We start from the raw sequence: 19234 nt of genomic DNA, 5'->3' as shown, positions 1-19234 counted from the left end.
AAGGATCTCCCTCATGACGATCAAAGGCGTGCTCTTCGACTTCTCCGGAACCCTGTTCCGTGCCGAACCGACCGAGTCCTGGCTGCGCGCGGTGCTCAGGGACGCCGATCTCACTCTGCCGGAGCGGGAGTTGACCGAGGCGGCGGACGCCCTGGAGGCGGTGGGCGCGCTGCCCGGCGGTGGCGTCGCGCCCCGGCTGCCGGTGGGCTCGGAGGACTTGTGGCGCAGACGGGACGCGAGCGCCGAGGAGCACCGGGCCATGTACACGGCGATCTCCCGCCAGGTGCGGTTGCCCGATGCCCGGTTGCACGACGCGCTGTACGACCGTCACATGCTCCCGGCGGCGTGGGGCCCCTACCCCGACACGGCCGAGGTGCTCGACGCGCTGTGCGAGCGCGGGGTCGCGGTCGGCGTGGTCAGCAACATCGGCTGGGATCTGCGGCCCGTCTTCCGTGAGCACGGACTCGACCGGTACGTGGGCGCGTACGTGATGTCGTACGAGCACGGCATCCAGAAGCCGGACCCCCGACTGTTCGCGACCGCCTGCGAGGCGCTGGGCATCGCCCCCGAGGACACGCTGATGGTCGGGGACGACCGCCGCGCGGACGGGGGTGCGGCGGCACTGGGCTGCGCGGTGCACTTCGTGGACCACCTGCCCGCGGCGCGGCGCCCGGAGGGACTGCGGCCGGTGCTGGACCTGGTCGGCTGACCCGTGCACCTTCCCGGGAGCGCCCGCGGGCCCGAGGGCCGTCGATGTCGGCCCGGAGGCCCGGGAGGCCCCGGGAGGCCCCGGGAGGCCCCGGGAGGCCTCACGATCAGCTTTGATAGTCCTCGACCTGCGAGGACGGTCGTACGCGCGCCTCGTCCGGGTTCTCCCCGAACTCGGACTTCGCGCGCCGCTGGCGCAGCAGGTCCCAGCACTGGTCCAGCTCGCGCTCCAGTTGTCCGAGCCGTTCGTGTTCCGTGGCGCTGTCGATCTGCCCTGATGCGGCGGCGTCGCGCAGCCGCCGCTCGTCGTCCACCATCGCCGTGATCTTGGCCAGGATCTGCTCTTGATCCATCTCCACCCGCCTCCTCGGCACTTTCGCCCACTCTAAGGAGGCCAGGGCGGCTGTGCGACTCGCTCGGGAATCCTGCCCGGCCGGGAATTCCGCTCGCCCTGTGCCCGTCCGCCTGAGACGATCCCCCGCGTCGCCCCAGGCGGACGGCAGCCCGAAGCCTCCCCCGCGGTGGGTCATGGCCCGGACGCTCCGAGTATAGTTGGCTGGCAGCCAGTCAACACAGGAGTTCCAGCATGTCCCCGCGCAGCCCGTCGGTCAATGAAGAGTTGCGCCGGCGTTCCCGGGAGCGGCTGTTGCAGGCCGCGGTGGAGCTGGTGAACGAGCGTGGCTACGAGGCGACGACGCTCGGGGACATCGCGGATCGCGCGGGATCGGCGCGCGGACTGGTGTCGTACTACTTCCCCGGCAAACGCCAGCTCCTGCAGTCCGCCGTGCACCGGATGATGCACCGCACGCTGGAGGAGGGGCTGGAGCGCGAGCCGCGTACCGAGGACGGCCGCGAGCGGCTGGCGCGGGCCATCGACGCGATCCTGGGCCTGGCGCGGGACCGGCCCGTGCTGATGCGTCAGCACATGGCGGGGATATTGCAGGGCGAGGGGTTCGTGCAGTGTCCGGAGCAGCAGCGCCTCGCGCAGCTGCTGCGGGAGACCGTCGCCGAGTACGGCTCCCAGGATGCCGACACCGACTACCCGATGCTGCGGGCGGTGCTCATGGGCGCGGTGTACGCGGCCCTGGTGCCGGGTGTGCCGATGCCGGTCCCGAGGCTGCGGGCCGAGCTGTTCGAGCGCTACCACCTCGACTGGGAGATGGGTGTCCCGCCGGGCACCGAGGTGCCCGGCGGGACGTGCGAGAGCGATCTGTCACGGTTCTTCACGACCGGCCGACGCCCGGACGAGCAGCCGCCTGACGATCAGTCGTCCGATGATCAGTCGAAGTAGTCCGGCTGTGTCTGGACGTTGAGCTCGCGCAGGTGGACCCGCTTCGCCGGATCGGTGCGCCGGTCGCTGAGCTTGAGGACGTCGAAGCCCTTGGCGATGTCGTTCGAGTAGATGTAGCCGTTGTAGTAGTACGCCGACCAGGCGCCGCCGACCGTGAGCTTGTCGGTGGTCAGCGGTCCGCGCTCGAAGTAGGCGATCTCCTTCGGGTTCGAGGAGTCGGTGAAGTCCCAGACGGAGACGCCGCCCTGATACCAGGCCTGGACCATGAGGTCCTTGCCCTTGACGGGGATCAGCGAGCCGTTGTGGGCCACGCAGTTCTCGGTGTCGGCCTGGTGGCGGGGGATCTTGAAGTAGTTCTTGAAGACGAGCTTGCGCTTGTCGCCCTTGCCGACGATGTCGTAGATGCCGTCGGCGCCGCGGTTCGGACCGATGGCCGCGTTGCAGGTGGCCGCCCCACCGCCGCCCAACTCGTCGGTGAACACGACCTTGTTCGCCTTCTGGTTGAAGGTCGCCGAGTGCCAGAACGCGAAGTTGACGTTGTCCTCGACCTGGTCGATGACCTTCGGGTGCTCCGGGTCCTTGATGGAGAACAGGATGCCGTCGCCCATGCAGGCACCGGCGGCCAGGTCCTTGGAGGGCAGGACCGTGATGTCGTGGCAGCCGGTGGTCTTGGAGACGCCCGGGTTGGTGGGCGCGCCCGGGTTGCCGCCGCCGTCCGGTCCCTCGCCCGGGAACAGCACCGGGAAGTTCACCACGGCGGCCTTCTCAGGGGCCTTGCGCGGCACCTTGATGACCGAGATGCCGTCGTGCGGGGGCTGGCAGTCGGGGAAGGTGGCGCTCGGCGAGTACGAGGCGACGTAGATGTAGACGTTCTTGCGCTCGGGCACCAGCGTGTGGGTGTGCGAGCCGCAGGCGGTCTCGACGGCGGCGACGTACTTCGGGTTCGCCTTGTCGGTGATGTCGAAGACCTTCATGCCCTCCCACGAGGACTTCTCGGTCGCGGGCTGCGTGGTGCTGTTGCAGGAGTTGTCGCTGCGCGAGGAGTCGGTGGACAGGAAGAGCAGGTTGCCGGAGACGGACACATCGTTCTGCGAGCCCGGGCAGAGCACCTGCGCCACCGTCCTGGGCACCTTCGGGTTGCTGATGTCGAAGATGCGGAAGCCGTCGTAGTTGCCGGCGAAGGCGTACTTGCCCTGGAACGCGAGGTCGGAATTGGTGCCGGGCAGCGCGTCCTTGGGGATGTTGGTGAGGTGTTCGATGTTGTCGGAGTGGACGATCTCGTCCTGCCCCGGTATCTCGCCGTTCGCGATCGCCGTCCTGGTCTCGGCGGCATCACTGCGGGACACCTTCTCCGGAACGGCGGGGCCGTCCCCGGGATCGGGGGTCGCGGCCGCCGGGCCGGCCGTGAGCAGCGCGGCCAGGAGTCCGGCCGCGGCCGCGGCAACTCCCAGGCGTCTGCGCCGCGTTCGGGGATCGATCAACAGGGTCACTGCGTCCTCCCTTGTAGCCGTTCGCAGTCGAACGGTTCACGGACCCCAGAAGTATCGTCCGGCTCATGCGCTGATCAACAGATGGCAACGTACTCGTAATGAAGGTTTTTGATCAGCAACGTTCACCGGCGTGCTAGGACGGTCATGAAACACCCGTGAGATGTCCGGCGATTCATGTGCCCCTGGAGGTCGATGTGTTGCTCCGTCGTACGTCCCGCGCGTCCCGTACACCCCGCACACGCCGTGCGCTCCTGGGCGCGGCCTCGCTGACGGTCGCCGTGCTCGCGCTCGGGGGCTGCGACTCCGGCTCGGCTTCTACGCCCAAGTCCGCCGGGACGAGCGGGCCTTCGGTGATCGCCCCCGGCAAGCCGGGCGAGGCGGCCGAGACGCTCTCCGCCGCGGACGCCGCGAAGCAGCGCAACGAGGACGACTCCCCCAACACGGCGGACTTCGCCTACGCGCGGATGATGATCGAACATCACACCCAGGCCCTGGAGATGACCGCACTCGCCCCGAAGCAGGCGGCGTCGGGCCAGGTGAAGCGGCTCGCCGCGCGGATCGCGGCCGCGCAGGGGCCGGAGATCGCCACGATGAAGGGCTGGCTCACGGCCCACGACGGCGACAAGCGGGCCACGGAGCACCGGCACGAGGCGATGCCCGGCATGGCGACCGAGGCACAGCTGAAGGAGTTGCGCGCGACGCGGGGCAAGGCCTTCGACACGCTCTTCCTGAAGCTGATGATCACACATCACGACGGGGCGATCTCCATGGCCACGGAAGTGAAGGCCCAAGGCAACAACATCCAGGTCGAGGAGATGGCCGACGACGTGATCGCCCAGCAGACGAGCGAGATCAGCAGGATGCGCGAGTTGCGGTGACGCTCGGCGACACCTCTGACGACACCTCTGGCGACCGCCGGAACGATCACAACATGTATTCATGTCATGACTTTCCGTGCGACTGAACCCGTACGCGTGTGCCGCGCGCCGCACCCTGTCAGCGGAGCGTCGGTGGTGCGATGCTGGAGCCATCAGCGATCTCCTCGAGCTGTTCGGGTTTCGGATTGGGAGTTCCGCCGTGCTGTATGTCGCCGTCGTCGGCTCGGGGCCCAGCGGGGTCTACACCGCCCAGAGCCTCGTCCAGAGCGGGCTGTCCGAGGTCCGGGTGGACGTCCTGGATCGACTGCCCTGCCCGTACGGCCTGGTGCGCTACGGCGTGGCGCCGGACCACGAGAAGATCAAGTCGCTGCAGAACAATCTGCGGGCGGTCCTGGAGGACGAGCGGGTGCGGTTCCTGGGCGGTGTCCAGGTCGGCCCGGGCGGGGTGCCCGTGACCCGGCTGCGGGAGCTGTACCACGCGGTGGTCTACTGCGTGGGCGCCGCCACCGACCGCCATCTCGGAGTGCCGGGCGAGGAGCTGTCGGGCAGCTGGTCGGCGACCGAGTTCGTGTCCTGGTACAGCGCGCACCCCGACTCCGCCACCGACGGCTTCGTGCTCGGCGCACGCTCGGCGGTGGTCGTCGGCGTCGGGAACGTCGCCGTGGACGTGACCCGGATGCTGGCCCGCGGCGCGTCCGAGCTGAGCCCCACGGACGTGCCGCAGGCGGCGCTGAGGGCGCTGGCCGCGAGCAAGGTGACCGAGATCAGCATGATCGGGCGGCGCGGTCCCTCGCAGGCCCGGTTCACCACCAAGGAGCTGCGCGAGCTCGGCTCGCTGCCGGACACCGAAGTCGTGGTGGATCCCGAGGAGTTGGCGCTCGATCCGCAGTACGCCGACCCGTCGGACCTGCCCGCCGCGCAGCGCCGCAACGTGGAGGTGCTGCGGGGGTGGGCCGCCACGCCGGCGCAGGACCGGGCCCGCCGGATCCGGCTGCGCTTCTTCCTGCGCCCGGTCGAGCTGCTTCCCGACGAGGGCGACGGCACCCGGGTGGGCGCGGTGCGCTTCGAGCGTACGGCGCCCGACGGGCACGGCGGGGTGACGGGCACGGGACGGTACGAGGACATCGAGGCGCAGTTGGTGCTCCGCTCGGTCGGCTATCGGGGCGTCCCCCTCGAAGGACTGCCCTTCGACACGGACCACGGCACGGTGCCGCACAGCGCGGGCCGGGTGCTGCGGGACGGCGTGGTCGCGCCGGGCGAGTATGTGGCGGGCTGGATCAAGCGGGGCCCGACCGGTGTCATCGGCACCAACCGGCCGTGCGCCAAGGAGACGGTGACCTCGCTCGTCGAGGACGCCCCCGAACTCATGCGACGGGAGCTGGCCGAGGATCCCCTCGCGGCGCTGCGGGCGGCCGGGGCGACACCGGTTCCGTGGGCCGGATGGGAGGCGATCGAGCGGGCGGAGGCGGAGCTCGGGGCCTCGCTCGGACGGGGTGTGGTCAAGCTGCCCGACTGGACGTCGCTGCTGGCGGCGGCGCGGACGGCGACTTCGTCCTAGGTCCTGTCGTCACATTCCCGTCGTCCGCCCGGAGGGCGGGCCCGGCGGCGTCATGGGGGTCCCCCCTGCTCGAGCGGAGTCGAGAGCTTGGGGGAGCGTGCTCTCGGCGTGCCGGGCACAGGCCCTCGTACTGGATGTACTTGGGTCTGTGCCCGGTGCGGCGAAGGGGGTCCCTCCCTGTTCGAGCGAAGCCGAGAACTTGGGGGCGCGTGCATGGCGTCGCGGGGCAGACGGGAATGTGACGACGGGGCATAGGGCCTTTCCGGTGGGGTCGGGCGCGACTCGGTGGGCATGACACATAGCGGCAACGGGCCGGAAATCAACAAACTGTTCAAGCCCCTTACGGTCTCGTGCTGTTCGGACGTTCCTCGCGCCGTCCGGCTGCCCCCGTCCCCACCCGCCGCTCCTGGAGTACCCATGGCGACCACCGCACCCGCACATCCCGTGCATCCCGTCGACGAGGTCCCACCCGTACGCCACCTGGCCGCCTTCGGGCTGCAGCACGTGCTCGCGATGTACGCGGGCGCGGTGGCCGTACCACTGATCGTGGGCGGGGCGATGAAGCTCTCGCCCGCCGACCTCGCGTATCTGATCACCGCGGACCTGCTGGTGTGCGGTATCGCGACCCTCATCCAGTGCGTGGGTTTCTGGCGGTTCGGCGTACGACTGCCGATCATGCAGGGCTGCACCTTCGCGGCGGTCACGCCGATGGTCCTGATCGGGACGACGGGCGGCGGACTGCCCGCGATCTACGGATCGGTGATCGTCGCGGGACTCGCGATCGTGTTGCTGGCGCCGGTCTTCGGCAGGCTGCTGCGCTTCTTCCCGCCACTGGTCACGGGCACCGTCATCCTGATCATCGGGGTCTCGCTGCTGCCGGTGGCGGGCAGCTGGGCGGCCGGCGGCGTGGGCGCGAAGGACTTCGGGGAGCCGAAGAACCTGGCGCTCGCGGGCTTCGTCCTGGCCGTGGTGCTGGGTGTGCAGCGGTTCGCGCCGCCCTTCCTGGGCCGGATCGCGGTGCTGGCCGGCATCGCGGTGGGCCTCGCCGTGGCGGTGCCGTTCGGCTTCACGGACTTCGGCGGGGTCGGGGACGCCCACTGGGTAGGGATCAGCACGCCGTTCCACTTCGGCACGCCGACGTTCCACGCCTCCGCGATCGTGTCGATGCTGGTCGTGGCGCTGGTGACGATGACGGAGACGACCGGTGACCTCATCGCGGTCGGCGAGATGACCGACCGGAAGGTCGAGCCGCGCACGCTGGCCGACGGTCTGCGCGCCGACGGTCTCTCCACGGTGCTCGGCGGTGTGTTCAACACCTTCCCCTACACGGCGTTCGCGCAGAACGTGGGGCTGGTCGGCATGACCCGGGTGCGCAGCCGCTGGGTGGTGGCGACCGCGGGCGGCATCCTCGTCCTGCTCGGTCTGCTGCCCAAGCTGGGCGCGGTGGTCGCGGCGGTGCCGGCGCCGGTCCTTGGCGGCGCGGGTCTGGTGATGTTCGGGACGGTCGCCGCGAGCGGGCTGCGGACGCTGGCCGAGGTGGACTTCGAGGGCAACAACAACCTGACGGTGGTGGCCGTCTCGGTCGCCGTGGGCATGCTCCCCGTCGGCGTGCCGACGATCTACGCGAAGTTCCCCGACTGGTTCCAGACGGTGATGAACAGCGGGATCAGCGCCGGGTGCCTGACGGCGATCGTCCTGAACCTGCTCTTCAACCACCTGCCGGGGAAGGCGGGTTCGGCCGGGGCCGCCGCCGAACCGAAGGCCGCCTCGGTCTGAGCCCGGCTGGGTGACCGGCCGGTCACCGAGCCGTTCGCCGAGGTTCGCCGAGCCGCTCGCCCTGCCGCTCGATCGCGCCGAGGACGCTGTCGAGGAACCCGGGGAACAGCGCGTCCAGGTCGGCTCCCCGCAGAGCGTTCATCTTGGCCGTTCCCCGGTAGACCTGCCGGATCACCCCGCTCTCACGGAGCACCCGGAAATGATGCGTGGTGGTGGACTTGGTGACCGGCAGGTCGAAGTGCGAACAGGAGAGCTCGTCGCCGACGGCGGCGAGCTCGCGCACGATCCGCAGCCGCATGGGGTCGGAGAGCGCGTGCAGCACCGACTCCAGACGGATCTCCTCACGCGCCGGGTGCGGCAGGTCTCGGCTGCTGCCGGCGGGGTCTGCGGTCGTCACGGTGGCTCCACTTCGTCCAGGAACCTCATCTTCGTCCAGGAACCCCAGTCTACGGGAATTGTTCGACATCTCTCGTAGTTTGACACACTCCGTACTACGACGCCTATCGTACGAGGTGCAGCTCGGCACCCTCGACGAACGGAGTCCGCCGTGAGCACGCTCTTCGAGCCCTTCACCCTGCGCGAGGTGACCATCCCGAACCGGGTGTGGATGCCCCCGATGTGCCAGTACTCGGCCGCGCCGGAGGGACCCTCGACGGGCGCGCCGAACGACTGGCACTTCACGCACTACGCCGCCCGCGCCACCGGCGGCACGGGGCTGATCGTCGTCGAGGCCACCGCCGTCTCCCCCGAGGGCCGGATCAGCCCCTACGACCTGGGCATCTGGAACGACACCCAGGTCGAGGCCTTCCGCCGGATCACCCGCTTCCTGCGGAGCCAGGGCACCGTACCCGCGATCCAGCTCGTGCACAGCGGCCGCAAGGCCTCCACCGACCGCCCCTGGAAGGGCGGCGCGCCGGTCCGCGAGGACGCGTACGGCTGGCAGCCGCTCGCTCCGAGCGCGCTGGCCTTCGACGAGCGGCACCCGGTGCCGACCGAGCTGGCCGTGGCCGGGATCCGGGAGATCGTGGGCCAGTTCGCGGACGCGGCGCGGCGCGCCCTGGACGCCGGTTTCGAGATCGCCGAGATCCACGGCGCCCACGGATACCTCGTCCACGAGTTCCTCTCCCCGCACTCCAACCGCCGCACCGACGCGTACGGCGGCTCGTACGAGAACCGTGTCCGCTTCGCCCTCGAGGTCGTGGACGCCGTGCGGGAGGTCTGGCCCGACGACAAGCCGTTGTTCTTCCGGATCTCCGCCACCGACTGGCTGGAGGAGGGCGGCTGGAGCGCCGACGACACCGTCCGCTTCGCGGGCGAGCTGCGCGCGCACGGCGTCGACCTGCTCGACGTCTCCACCGGCGGCAACGTCTCGGGCGTACGCATTCCGGTCGGGCCGGGTTACCAAGTCCCCTTCGCCGCCCGGGTCAAGGCGGAGACGACGCTGCCGGTCGCCGCCGTCGGTCTCATCACCGACGCCGAGCAGGCCGCGAAGATCCTCGCCAACGACGAGGCCGACGCCGTGCTGCTGGGGCGCGAGCTGCTGCGCAACCCCTCGTTCGCACGCCTGGCGGCCCGTGAACTCGGCGCGGAGGTCCACGTCCCCGACCAGTACCACCGCTCCGTGTAGCAGTACTAGCGTGCCGCGTTCCGGTGCAACCGTCGTAGGACCAGTGCCAGTTGGAGGCGGAGTCGGCCGTGCGGGTCGTGGACCGGCCAGTCGAGCCAGTGCTCGGCCTGGACGAGGCGGTCCTGGAGCGTGGAGTGGTGCACGTTCAGCTCCGCCGCGGCGGCGCGCAGGCTCGTGCTGAAGGCGACCGCGTTCAGCGTGCTCGCCGCCCAGGGGGCCGTCGCGACGGCGTGTTCGAGGGCGCGGACGTCGGGGACGGGTTCCGTGGTCGGGCCGACCGTGTCCGCGAGCAGCGCGAGGCCGCCCAGCTCGTCCGCGTACACCGTGCGGGGGCCGGGGTCCTGGTCGGTGCCCTCCGCGGTGAACCGCAGGGCAGTACGGGCGGCGGCCCACGACGCCGGAAGGTCCCGTACGGGCACCACGGGGCCGATGCCCGCGCGACGGCCACCGGTGGTGGGCGTGCTGTCGCCGGTGGCGGGCACCGCTTCGACGAGCGGGCCGCCCTCGGCGGTCGCCACCACACGGGCGGCGGCCACGTCCCGCAGGCCGAGCCGGACGGCCGCCTGACGCCGGGCGTGCTCGGAGGCGGCGGCGTCCAGGAGCACCTCGACCGAGGCGGGGTCGGCCTGGCGAGCCTCCGCCGGAGCCCGCCCGCGCGTCCGGTCGAGCACCACCCGGGCGGCGGCCGCGGCACGCTCGAGGACCATCGCGTGGACCCCGTCGAAGACTCCCGTGCGCTCCAGCCAGACGGCAGGCGGTCCGTCCGGCGTCAAGGGGACCGAGGGCCAGGCCGGGTCGAGGGGGCCGCCGTCGTCCCGGCGCGTCCCGTCGGCCTCGACCCGGACGCGCACCCCGCGCTCCTCGTCGACGAGCCGGGCCGGGCTGCCGGACAGCACGGCCGCGCCCCGCACCAGGGACTCCAGACCCGCCCGGCCCTCGATCAGCCGGTCGAAGTAGGAGATCACCTGGAGTGCGGCACCCGCGTCGGGGTCGAGCGCCGCGAGCCTGCCCGCCAGCTCCTTCACCGAACTCACTCACCTCGCACGGGCCGCCGGAAAGCGTCGCCCCCTCATGCTCCGTCTTCCGGCGCCCGGTGCCAAGCCGTCACCGGCAGGAACACCCGGTGGACGGGGTCAGTTCTCCAGGAGCCGGCGCAGCCAGCGCAGACGTGCGGCCTTGGTGTCCTGGGACAGGGCGGCCTGCGGCGCCATCAGGTCGTATCCGTGGAAACCACCGGGCCACACGTGGAGTTCGGCCCGGCCGCCCGCCTGCCACAGGCCGCTCGCGTAGGCGACGGCCTCGTCCCGGAAGGTCTCGGCCGAACCGACGTCGATGAAGGCCGGGGGCAGCCCGGAGAGGTCCTCGGCGCGGGCCGGGGCGGCGTAGGGAGAGACGTCCGGGCCGCCGCGGGCGTCACCGAGCAGGGCCGTCCACCCCATGTGGTTCGCCGCGCGGTCCCACACGCCGAGACCGGCCATCTGATGGCTGGAGGGGGTGTCGTTGCGGTCGTCGAGCATCGGGCACAGCAGCACCTGCCCCAGGAGCGCCGGTGTGCCGCGGTCCCGGGCGAGCAGGGCGACCGCGGCGGTCAGACCGCCCCCGGCGCTCGCGCCCGCGACGATGATCCGCCCGGGGTCGAACCCCAGTTCCCCGGCATGCTCGGCCGTCCACTTCAGTCCGGCGTAGCAGTCCTCGACGAGGGCCGGATGCGGGTGTTCGGGCGCGAGGCGGTACTCCACCGACACCACGGCCGTGCCCAGCTCCTCGGCCCAGTCGAGCATTTCCCCCACGCCGGTGCGGTTGTCGCCGATCACCATGCCGCCGCCGTGCACGTTGTAGACGACGGGCACGGCCGCGGCGGCCCGGGTCGGCCGGCAGATGAGCAGGGAGATGTCCGGTGCGCCCTGCGGCCCGGGGACCGTGCGCTCCTCCACCGCGAAGGCGCCGTCCCGGGTCAGGTCCAGGTCCGCGCCTTCCGACAGTGCCATGCCCTCGCGCAGCGCCGGGATCATCTCGACGCTGAACGAGGACGGCAGCTGTTCGCGGATGATCTCGAGGGCGGCGGCGAGCTCCGGGTCGAACGGCGGGGGCGGCCCGACCCGGGAGCCCTGCGCCTCGGCGGACGGATTGGTGGTCATCGGCTCTCCCTGCGTCCGGGCCACGTCCCTGTGACCACTGGCTGTCATCGTGCCGCGCGCCCGCGGTCCCGCGGCAGCGCCAGACGGCGGAGAAGTCCCGCCGGACGGCGGGATGCCCGTCGCCGCTCGATCCCCGCCATCGCTCACCCCCGCCACCGCTCAGTCCCCGACCCGTACCAGCCCGCTCTCGTAGGCGAAGATCACCGCGTGGATACGGTCCCGGAGGCCGAGCTTCGTCAGGATGCGGCCGAGGTGGGTCTTGACGGTCGTCTCGCCGACGAAGAGGCGGGCCGCGATCTCACCGTTGGCCAGTCCCCGGGCGACCAGGGCGAGGACTTCCCGTTCCCGCTCGGTGAGGGCGGCGAGGCGGCGGCGCTGGGCGGGCGTGGACGCGGGCCCGTGCAGGACGAAGCGTTCGACCAGGCGCCGGGTGAGCGAGGGCGCCACCATGACCTCGCCCCGCAGCACCGCCCGGACGGTCACCAGGATCTCCTCGGCCGGGGCGTCCTTGACGAGGAAGCCGTTCGCGCCGGCACGCAGGGCCGCGTAGGCGTACTCGTCGAGGTCGAAGGTGGTGACGACGAGGATCCGGGGCCCGTGGGGCTGCGCGCAGAGGTGCTCGGTGGCGGCGAGTCCGTCCAGACCGGGCATGCGTACGTCCATCAGGACGAGGTCCGGCTCCAGGGCGGCGGCGCCCGCGATCGCCGCGTCGCCGTCGGCGGCCTCGCCCACCACGGTGAGGTCGGACTGGCTGTCGACGACCATGCGCAGCCCCATCCGGATCAGCTCCTGGTCGTCACAGATCAGTACGCGGGACGGGGACGACGTCGGGGACGGGGTCGAGGTCGGGGTCGGCCCGGTCATGGGGCCGACCCGGTGGGCTCGGGCCCGGCGACGCGCAGGGTGGCGGCGACCTGGTAGCCGCCGTCGGGTGTGGGCCCCGCGTCGATACTCCCGCCGTACAGGGCGGTGCGTTCACGCATGCCGGTGAGGCCACGACCGGACGAGGGCAGCGGGGCGGGGCGCTCGGTGACGGCGCCTCCTGTGGCTCCGGCCGAGTTCTCCACCCGGACGCGGACCAGCCGCCCGGGTCCCTGAGCACCCGTGTCGACCCGTACGTGGATCGTGGCGTCCGCCGACGCGTGCTTGACGATGTTGGTCAGTGCCTCCTGCACGATGCGGTACGTCTGCACGGTGAGGTCCGCCGGCAGGCCGCCCTGCTCGCCGCGCAGGTCCAGCCGGGCGCGCGTGCCGCTCGTGTCGAGGCGTCCGATCAGCCGACGCAGATCGGCCGAGAGGTGCTCGGGGTCGGAGTCGGGGTCGGGGTCGGGATCGGCTGAGGCGTCCGCGTCGGGCGTACGCAGCACCTCCAGCAACCGGCGCAGTTCACCGAGCGCCTCGCGGCCGGTCGCGCTGATGACGCCGAGGGTGCGGTCGACGACGGCGGGGTCGACATGCCGCATCAGCCTGCCGCCCTCGGCGTTGACCACCATCACGCTCACGCTGTGCGCGAGGACGTCGTGGATCTCGCGGGCGATGCGCGCCCGTTCCTCGGCGACGGCGACCCGGGCCAGGGCGAGGCGCTCCGACTCGACGAGTACGGCCCGCCGCTCGAACTCGGCGAGGTAGGCGCGCCGGGCACGGACGTACTCGCCGAACACCCAGGCCCCGGCCAGCAGCAGCCCCACCGCGAGCGGGGTGAGCCAGGCACCGCGGGCGCCCGGACCCACGTACTCCCGCTGCCACGCGGGAATCCACAGCAGTACGCAGGCGGCGGCACACACCACCGTCAGCGCGGCGGCGCGGCGCAGACCGCGCACGGTGAGGGTGGCCAGGACCGCGGCCAGGGCGACGGCGCCGCGCCCCGGTTCCTGTCCCCACACGTGTCCGAGGTACTGCGCCCAGAAGGCCGCCGTCACCAGGGCCGCGACGAGCACCGGCCGACGGCGGCGCCACAGCAGCGGCAGCACCAGGGCGACGTACACGCCCACCTGTATCCAGACCGGCCGCCAGCCCGGCTCCGGGCGGATGACCGGGGGCACGGCCACCAGCACGACCAACAGGACGTCCGTCAGCCACGGGTGGCCGCGCCGCCGGCGGAGCAGGGTCTCGATCAGCCGTTGCACCGCCTCACGCTATGACCGGGGCCCGCTCCGCCGCATCGTCCTGCGGGGCGTCACGGGGTCCTCCCGCGGTCGTACGCGCACCGGCCGCGGATACGACGTGCGGCCACCCGGCGCGCTTCCAGCATGGCCGCCATGTCGATCACCACCGAGTTCCTCAGACGGCCCCTCATGACCGGTGCCGTGGCTGCCAGTTCACGTCGGCTGGCCCACGCGATGACCGAGGGCATCGGTCTGGAGCGAACTCGGCTCGTCGTTGAACTGGGCCCGGGAACCGGGGTGTTCACCGACGCGATCCTCGCCCGGCTCGCGCCCGACGCGCGTCTCGTCGCGGTCGAGCTCAATCCGGTGCTCGCGGCACGGCTGTCGGCCGCACGGCGCGACGAACGGCTGACCGTGGTGCGGGGTTCGGCATCCGAGCTGGCCGCCGCGGTGCGCGGACCGGTCGACGCGGTGGTCTCCGGGCTGCCGTGGACGGTCATGTCGCGGGAGCGGCGCGGGCGCACCCTGACGCCGTGAACGAAGTCCTCGCGCCCGGCGGCCGGTTCACCACCTTCGCGTATCTGCACGCGGCCTGGACTCCGCCCGCCCGTGACTTCACCGCCGAACTGGCCGGCCGCTTCGACCGGTTGGAACGCTCGCCCGTGGTGTGGCCGAACCTCCCGCCCGCCTTCGTGCACCGGGCCACCGGGAGGCCGTGACGACTCGGCGCAGGGCGCCGTATCCCGTACCGATGATCCCACGAAGGTCCCGCGACCCGATGGAGACCCGACACCGAAGCGGTTGACGAGCGCAAACCCTACATACTGTAGGGTTTGCCTCATCGTGAGCCTCTTACGTCTCGGGGGACCCCCAAATGAAGGAACGTGACGACGGTCCGGCGGCGCCGAGCGACGGCACCTTCGAGCGGATCCTGGACCGGGCCCTCCACTCCCCCGAGATCATGACAGCCGTGGAACGCGACGGCGCGGCGGACACGCGCGAGCGCCTGCGCGCCGAAGCCCTTCAGGCGCGCCCCTCGCTCTCCCGGACCGCCGCGGTCGAGTACGACCGGTACCTCCGGGTGCGGGACTCGCAACGACATGGCGGACCCGCAAAGGCCGCCGTACGTGTGGGAGATGGCTCCGTGTCCGTCTCGGCGTTGCTCGTGCCGAGCCTCGGTGTCGTCGCCGCGGGCGTGTACGTCCTGAGCGGGTTCGACCTGCACGCCCTCGACGTACGCCCGCATCTGAACGACGGGCTGATCATGGTGGTGGTGATCCTGGCCGCGGTGACTGCGGGCGCGGCCCTGGGCGACCTTCTCTGGTCACTGGCGACGCGCGACCGCCCCACCTCGGAGGACCGCGATCCCGAGGTGAGACGTGCCCATGAGGAGTGGCAACTGGCCCTGCTGGAGCGGGGGGTGATGCCGTTTCTGCTCGGCACGCTGGACGGGACGGCCTCGTGCCTGCCCCCGCTGCCGGCCCCGGCCCACCCCCCTCTTCACCCTTCGCTTCAGCCCTCGACGAGTGAGCGGCCCAGCCAGTCGGACTTGTCCTTCACCCCGGGCAGCGCGAAGAAGTAGCCGCCCCCGGTGGGGCTGATGTAGTCGACGAGCGGTTCGTCGATCAGACGCGTCTGAGTCGCCTCGAACTGGCGGACGACGTCCTGCTGGTAGGAGCAGAAGGCCAGGCCCATGTCGAGGTTGCCCGCCTTGTCGACGCCCCGGTCGTAGTTGTAGCCGCGGCGCAGGATCCGAGTGGTGTCGGTCTTCGCCGTACGGGGGTTGGCGAGCCGGATGTGGGCGTCCAGCGGGATCGCCTCGCCCTTGGGGTCCTTGGTGTAGCGCGGGAGGTCGGTCTCCTGGGCGCCGTCCAGCGGTGCGCCGGTGTCACGGCGGCGGCCGATCATCTTCTCCTGCTCGGTGAGCGAGACCCGGTCCCAGAACTCGACCAGCATGCGGATGATCCGGATGACCTGGTAGCTGCCGCCGACCGCCCAGGTCGGTTCCCCGTCGGCCGCGGTGACCCAGACCAGCTTGTCCATCTCGCGGGACGAGGTCGTGTCGGGGTTGGCGATGCCGTCCTTGAACCCGAGGAAGTTGCGCTGCGCGCCGGTCGGACGGGACGGGTTCTGGAAGCCGTCGATGCGCCACTTGATCTGCATCGCGCCGCGGGTGTGCCGGGTGATGTCGCGCAGGGCGTGCAGCACCGTGTCGGAGCTGGCGGCGCACAGCTGCAACGACAGGTCGCCGTGGCACTCGGCGGCGTCGAGGTTGTCGTTGGGGAAGGTGCGCATCGGCTTGAGGTGGCGCGGTATGCGGTCGGTGAGGCCGTAGCGGTCGTCGAAGAGCGAGGCGCCGACGCCCACGGTGACGGTGAGGTCGTCCGCGGGCAGATCCGGCCCCAGCAGACCGCTGTCGGAGGGCGGTGCCCCCACGCCGAGGTCGACCGGCGTGCCACCGGTGGTCAGGAAGCGGGCCCGTTCGGTGATCGTGCGCAGCAGGGCGACCAGTTGGGTGCGGTCCTCGGCGATGACGTCGAAGGAGACGAAGACGGCGGCCGTGGGCGCGGGGGTGGTGATGCCGGCCTGGTGGGCGCCGTAGAAGGACACCTTGCCGCTGCCCGAGTCGGCCGCCGCGGCGGGCGTGCTACCCGCGGCCACCTGGGCCCCGACGAGCCCGGCGCCCGCCAGGGCGGCTCCGGCCGCGCCGACGCCGAGGGCGGTCCTGGTGAACGTACGGCGGCCGAAGGGGCAGCCGCCCGGCGCGGCCTGGTCGTCCTGGCTCGGGGTCGTCATCGGGGGAGGTCCTCTCCTGTGGGCACATGGTCCCGGTACTGCGGGGGCGGTGGTTCGGTGCGGGTGGGCCGACGGTCTCGGGGTCGGCGCCACTGGGCTACTGAGGCGACCTCGGGGCTGCTCACGCGGCCTTGGGGTTGCTCACGCAGGCGTTGGGCTGCTCACGCGGCCTTGCGGATCTCCAGGAGGTCCGGGATCGGGGCGAGCTCTTCCAGCAACTGGCCGACCGAGCCGTCGAGGCGCTGTCGGTCGGTGTCGGACAGCTTGTCCAGCGGCGTCCAGGTGCCGTCCTCGGCCCGCTGGGCGAGCACCAGTTGCTCGGTGCGCCGCATCCACGTGTCGACGGCCGGGATCACCTTGGCGTTGCGCTTGTCGATCAACGGGCGGAGCAGGGTGAGCAGTTCACGGGTACCGTCGAGGTTGGCCCCGGTGGTGGCCAGCTCGGTGCCGCTGCCGTAGTCGGCGTTGCCGCTCAGTTCGCGGTGCAGGGTGTTCTCGAGGATCTCGTGGGTGCGCAGCGGGAGGTCGGCCGGGTCGAAGTCCTGCTTCGGGAAGTCCTTGCGCAAGGCGTCGACATCGGCGGCGAGTTGCTTGGCGTACGGCGCGAGGGTGGCGGCGGACCGGCCGTGCCACAGGCCGTACTCGATGCGATGGAAGCCGGTGAAGGCAGGGTCGTCGACCCCGCCCGCGAGTCCGGCCGTACGGCCGTTGATCTTCGCGTCGAAGTCGGCGAACGTCCCGTAGGCGGCGCCGAGCGAGGCGTACTGCGTGTGCGCGGGCAGCCAGTCCTTGCGGGCCTGGTCGAGCTTGTCGGCGTCGAGGTCGCTCTGGAGGGTGCGCGTCTTCGTCTGCAGGTCGGCCAGACCCTGGTCGACGTACGTCCGGTAGGCGGCCAGCGGTGCGGCGAGGTCCTTCTCGGAGACCGGCAGCACGGCCTGGACGGAGCCGCCGCCCGCGCCGACGCGTACGGCTGCCGAGGTGACGGCCTTCCCGCCGTTGGGCACACAGCGCCAGGCGTAGGAGCCCGTCCCGACGGTGGCGATCAGGGCCCGGGTGGTGCCGGGGGCGATGCCCTCGACCTCGCCGTAGACGGCGTTGCTGACCGGGTCGATCAGATAGATCTCGGAGGTACGGGAACCGGTGTTGCGCACCTGGAAGGTCTGCCGGCCCGGCTTGGGCGCGGTGAAGCCCTTGCCGCAGTCGGCCGCGGACACCTCGACGACGGGCGTCCCGGACGCGGGCTTCCCGCCGCCGGCGGCGATGGTGATCCCCGCGATGAGCGCGGGCACGGCGACGAGAGCGGCGGGGACCGTCCAGCGGGGGAAGCGACGGGGGGTGGACGGCGTGGCCACCGGGGGCTCGGCGCCGCCGGCGGGAGCGGACGGCTTCTCGGGGCCGGACGAAGCACGCTCGGCGGACTTCTCTCCTTCGGCGGCGGGCTCTCCATCGGAGGCGCGCTCGCCTTCGGCTGCGGACGTGGCGGACGGGCCGGCCTCGGCCTCGATCGCGGCCGACGTGGCGGCCCTGTCGGCGTCGGCGGAAACAGACCCGGACTCGCCGCCGGCCGGCGCGGGCGCGGCGGGCCGCCCGGCCTCGACGGCGGTCGGCGCGACGGCGCTCCCGGCGCCGGGGTCGCGGTCGGGGTCGGCGGCACTCCCGGCCCGCGTCGCGGCGGGCGTCGCGGCGAGCACTACGGGCTTCGTGCCCTCGGCGGGTGCGGACGCCCCTGCCGTCGGCTCGGCGGCCACCGCGGCGGCGGACACCACAGGCACCGGCTTCGCCGGGGCTGCCCCGCGGACGCCGCGCACGAACAGCGTCATCACGATCGCCAGGTACGCGCCGTGGACACCGACCTGAAGCCAGGTCATCTGCGGGGTGAGGTTGAGCGTGCCCTGGACGACGGTGACGTACCAGGAGGCCGGGTCGAGATGCGCCGACAGATCGAAGGCGTACGACGTGCCGCCCGGGATCACCGTGGCTTCCTGGAGGTCGCGCATGCCGTAGCCGAGGACGCCCGCGGCGATGACTATGAGCACGGCGCCGGTGATGCTGAAGAACCGCGTGAGGTTGATGTGCAGGACGCGCCGGTACAGGCCCCAGCACAGCGCCGCGGCGATCAGCAGCCCGACCGCCGCTCCGGCCAGTGGACCCGACGAACTCCCCGCGGCCTGCGCGGTGGTCCACAGGAACAGCGCGGTCTCCAGGCCCTCGCGGCCGACGGCGAGGAACGACGTGGCGATCAGTACGCCCGCGCCCATGCCCAGCGCGGCGGTGACCTTCTGCTTGATCTCGCCGGAGAACGTACGGGCCGAGCGCCGCATCCAGAACACCATGGCGGTGACGAACACGACCGCGACCAGACTGAGCGTGCCCCCGAACGCCTCCTGCGACTTCCCGGGCAGGTTCGCCGCCGTGAAGGTGAGGACCGCACCGAAGCTCATCGACAAGCCGATGGCGGCGGCAACTCCCGTCCATACATGCGGAAGTCGGGCGCGCTGGTCGGACCGTACGAGCGTGGCCACCAGAACCGAGACAATCAGTCCCGCTTCCAGCCCCTCACGCAGACCGATCAGAAAGCTGGGAAACGCGTCGTCCCACACCTCGGGCCTCTCTCCGATGCAGCAGATACCAGGCCGGACGGCCAAGAGCGGGGCTTAGTGTAGGCATGCCTAACCAAGGGTCAAGAGAGCGCGCAAATCGCGACACAGCGGACGCCGATCGCATGCCGGGCCCGCGTCGGCCGTAACGAGGGCAGATCGGCCGACCAGTCGGCGTGGGGGCCACGCAAGGCGGGCATGACGCCCCTGAGCTGCGGCAACACGAGAGTCGTGGACGAGAGCCCCGGCGTCCGCGTCGATGCGCGCGGC

18 protein-coding genes are annotated in these 19234 nt (G+C 71.8%); 9 read left to right on the top strand and 9 right to left on the bottom strand.

Annotated features, from left to right (window positions below; all coding sequences use genetic code 11):
- Positions 1-13 precede the first annotated feature (13 nt).
- Positions 14-709 (top strand): HAD family hydrolase, encoded by a 696-nt coding sequence (locus ACZ7M3_RS01810; RefSeq protein WP_472059963.1) that lies wholly within the window; start codon positions 14-16, stop codon positions 707-709.
- A gap of 106 nt (positions 710-815) precedes the next feature.
- On the opposite strand, the gene ACZ7M3_RS01805 is transcribed toward ACZ7M3_RS01810, so the two are convergent.
- Entirely contained in the window at positions 816-1061 is a 246-nt protein-coding gene (locus tag ACZ7M3_RS01805) for a DUF2630 family protein (protein ID WP_450424293.1), read from the bottom strand.
- A gap of 233 nt (positions 1062-1294) precedes the next feature.
- Between ACZ7M3_RS01805 and ACZ7M3_RS01800 the strand changes: the two genes are divergently transcribed.
- Positions 1295-1999 carry a TetR/AcrR family transcriptional regulator gene (locus ACZ7M3_RS01800; RefSeq protein ID WP_472059962.1) on the top strand — a complete coding sequence of 235 codons (705 nt, stop codon included), beginning with the start codon at positions 1295-1297 and terminating at the stop codon, positions 1997-1999.
- Here ACZ7M3_RS01800 and ACZ7M3_RS01795 read toward each other — a convergent pair.
- The gene (locus ACZ7M3_RS01795; RefSeq protein ID WP_472059961.1) at positions 1987-3489 is read right to left on the bottom strand and encodes an LVIVD repeat-containing protein; all 1503 of its coding nucleotides are present in this window, start codon (positions 3487-3489) and stop codon (positions 1987-1989) included. The genes ACZ7M3_RS01800 and ACZ7M3_RS01795 overlap by 13 nt on opposite strands.
- Before the next feature lie 194 nt (positions 3490-3683).
- On the opposite strand from ACZ7M3_RS01795, the gene ACZ7M3_RS01790 reads away from it, so the two are divergent.
- The 3 genes from ACZ7M3_RS01790 (at position 3684) to ACZ7M3_RS01780 (ending at position 7701) form a co-directional block, all read left to right on the top strand.
- Positions 3684-4367 carry a DUF305 domain-containing protein gene (locus tag ACZ7M3_RS01790; RefSeq protein ID WP_472059960.1) on the top strand — a complete coding sequence of 228 codons (684 nt, stop codon included), beginning with the start codon at positions 3684-3686 and terminating at the stop codon, positions 4365-4367.
- Positions 4368-4566: 199 nt separating this feature from the next.
- A complete protein-coding gene (locus tag ACZ7M3_RS01785; protein WP_472059959.1) occupies positions 4567-5925 on the top strand; it encodes an FAD-dependent oxidoreductase in 1359 nt (452 codons plus the stop codon).
- 417 nt (positions 5926-6342) lie between these two features.
- Positions 6343-7701, top strand: a complete 1359-nt coding sequence (locus ACZ7M3_RS01780) for a nucleobase:cation symporter-2 family protein (protein WP_472059958.1) — start codon at positions 6343-6345, stop codon at positions 7699-7701.
- Positions 7702-7723: 22 nt separating this feature from the next.
- Here the strand turns inward: ACZ7M3_RS01780 and ACZ7M3_RS01775 are convergent, their stop codons facing one another.
- Positions 7724-8098, bottom strand: coding sequence for an ArsR/SmtB family transcription factor (locus ACZ7M3_RS01775; RefSeq protein ID WP_472059957.1), 375 nt, complete (start codon positions 8096-8098; stop codon positions 7724-7726).
- Between the two features lie 150 nt (positions 8099-8248).
- Between ACZ7M3_RS01775 and ACZ7M3_RS01770 the strand changes: the two genes are divergently transcribed.
- Entirely contained in the window at positions 8249-9328 is a 1080-nt protein-coding gene (locus ACZ7M3_RS01770; RefSeq protein WP_472059956.1) for an NADH:flavin oxidoreductase/NADH oxidase, read from the top strand.
- A 5-nt stretch (positions 9329-9333) separates the two neighbouring features.
- Here the strand turns inward: ACZ7M3_RS01770 and ACZ7M3_RS01765 are convergent, their stop codons facing one another.
- From ACZ7M3_RS01765 to ACZ7M3_RS01750, 4 genes are all read right to left on the bottom strand, one after another.
- Positions 9334-10353 carry a helix-turn-helix domain-containing protein gene (locus ACZ7M3_RS01765; RefSeq protein ID WP_472059955.1) on the bottom strand — a complete coding sequence of 340 codons (1020 nt, stop codon included), beginning with the start codon at positions 10351-10353 and terminating at the stop codon, positions 9334-9336.
- A 108-nt stretch (positions 10354-10461) separates the two neighbouring features.
- A complete protein-coding gene (locus ACZ7M3_RS01760; RefSeq protein WP_472059954.1) occupies positions 10462-11466 on the bottom strand; it encodes an alpha/beta hydrolase in 1005 nt (334 codons plus the stop codon).
- A gap of 159 nt (positions 11467-11625) precedes the next feature.
- Positions 11626-12330: a response regulator gene (locus tag ACZ7M3_RS01755; protein WP_472059953.1), complete on the bottom strand. Its 705-nt coding sequence runs from the start codon at positions 12328-12330 to the stop codon at positions 11626-11628.
- Positions 12327-13592 carry a sensor histidine kinase gene (locus tag ACZ7M3_RS01750; RefSeq protein WP_472059952.1) on the bottom strand — a complete coding sequence of 422 codons (1266 nt, stop codon included), beginning with the start codon at positions 13590-13592 and terminating at the stop codon, positions 12327-12329. Before ACZ7M3_RS01750 ends, ACZ7M3_RS01755 begins: the two co-directional genes overlap by 4 nt.
- A 132-nt stretch (positions 13593-13724) precedes the next feature.
- On the opposite strand from ACZ7M3_RS01750, the gene ACZ7M3_RS01745 reads away from it, so the two are divergent.
- The 3 genes from ACZ7M3_RS01745 to ACZ7M3_RS01735 all read left to right on the top strand — a co-directional run bounded on the left by ACZ7M3_RS01745 (position 13725) and on the right by ACZ7M3_RS01735 (position 15153).
- Complete coding sequence (locus ACZ7M3_RS01745) at positions 13725-14108, top strand: class I SAM-dependent methyltransferase (RefSeq protein ID WP_472059951.1); 384 nt, start codon at positions 13725-13727, stop codon at positions 14106-14108.
- Entirely contained in the window at positions 14105-14290 is a 186-nt protein-coding gene (locus ACZ7M3_RS01740; protein WP_472059950.1) for a hypothetical protein, read from the top strand. Before ACZ7M3_RS01745 ends, ACZ7M3_RS01740 begins: the two co-directional genes overlap by 4 nt.
- A gap of 155 nt (positions 14291-14445) precedes the next feature.
- Positions 14446-15153, top strand: coding sequence for a hypothetical protein (locus ACZ7M3_RS01735; protein WP_472059949.1), 708 nt, complete (start codon positions 14446-14448; stop codon positions 15151-15153).
- Here ACZ7M3_RS01735 and efeB read toward each other — a convergent pair.
- Together efeB and efeU are read right to left on the bottom strand one after the other, a co-directional pair.
- A complete protein-coding gene (efeB, locus tag ACZ7M3_RS01730) occupies positions 15084-16367 on the bottom strand; it encodes an iron uptake transporter deferrochelatase/peroxidase subunit (protein WP_472059948.1) in 1284 nt (427 codons plus the stop codon). The genes ACZ7M3_RS01735 and efeB overlap by 70 nt on opposite strands.
- A gap of 161 nt (positions 16368-16528) precedes the next feature.
- Positions 16529-18967 (bottom strand): iron uptake transporter permease EfeU, encoded by a 2439-nt coding sequence (gene efeU, locus ACZ7M3_RS01725; RefSeq protein WP_472060990.1) that lies wholly within the window; start codon positions 18965-18967, stop codon positions 16529-16531.
- Between the last annotated feature and the right edge of the window lie 267 nt (positions 18968-19234).

The organism is Streptomyces sp. NPDC111656 (assembly GCF_055656965.1).
The sequence above is the reverse complement of the archived record's forward strand: the minus strand, read 5'-3'. Positions and strand labels throughout refer to the sequence as shown.

Coding starts and splice junctions, on each gene's coding strand:
- ACZ7M3_RS01760 (WP_472059954.1), bottom strand. CDS start 11,466: ATGACCACCAATCCGTCCGCCGAGGCGCAGGGCTCCCGGGTCGGGCCG.
- ACZ7M3_RS01800 (WP_472059962.1), top strand. CDS start 1,295: ATGTCCCCGCGCAGCCCGTCGGTCAATGAAGAGTTGCGCCGGCGTTCC.
- ACZ7M3_RS01755 (WP_472059953.1), bottom strand. CDS start 12,330: ATGACCGGGCCGACCCCGACCTCGACCCCGTCCCCGACGTCGTCCCCG.
- ACZ7M3_RS01745 (WP_472059951.1), top strand. CDS start 13,725: ATGTCGATCACCACCGAGTTCCTCAGACGGCCCCTCATGACCGGTGCC.
- efeB (WP_472059948.1), bottom strand. CDS start 16,367: ATGACGACCCCGAGCCAGGACGACCAGGCCGCGCCGGGCGGCTGCCCC.
- ACZ7M3_RS01805 (WP_450424293.1), bottom strand. CDS start 1,061: ATGGATCAAGAGCAGATCCTGGCCAAGATCACGGCGATGGTGGACGAC.
- ACZ7M3_RS01780 (WP_472059958.1), top strand. CDS start 6,343: ATGGCGACCACCGCACCCGCACATCCCGTGCATCCCGTCGACGAGGTC.
- ACZ7M3_RS01735 (WP_472059949.1), top strand. CDS start 14,446: ATGAAGGAACGTGACGACGGTCCGGCGGCGCCGAGCGACGGCACCTTC.
- ACZ7M3_RS01810 (WP_472059963.1), top strand. CDS start 14: ATGACGATCAAAGGCGTGCTCTTCGACTTCTCCGGAACCCTGTTCCGT.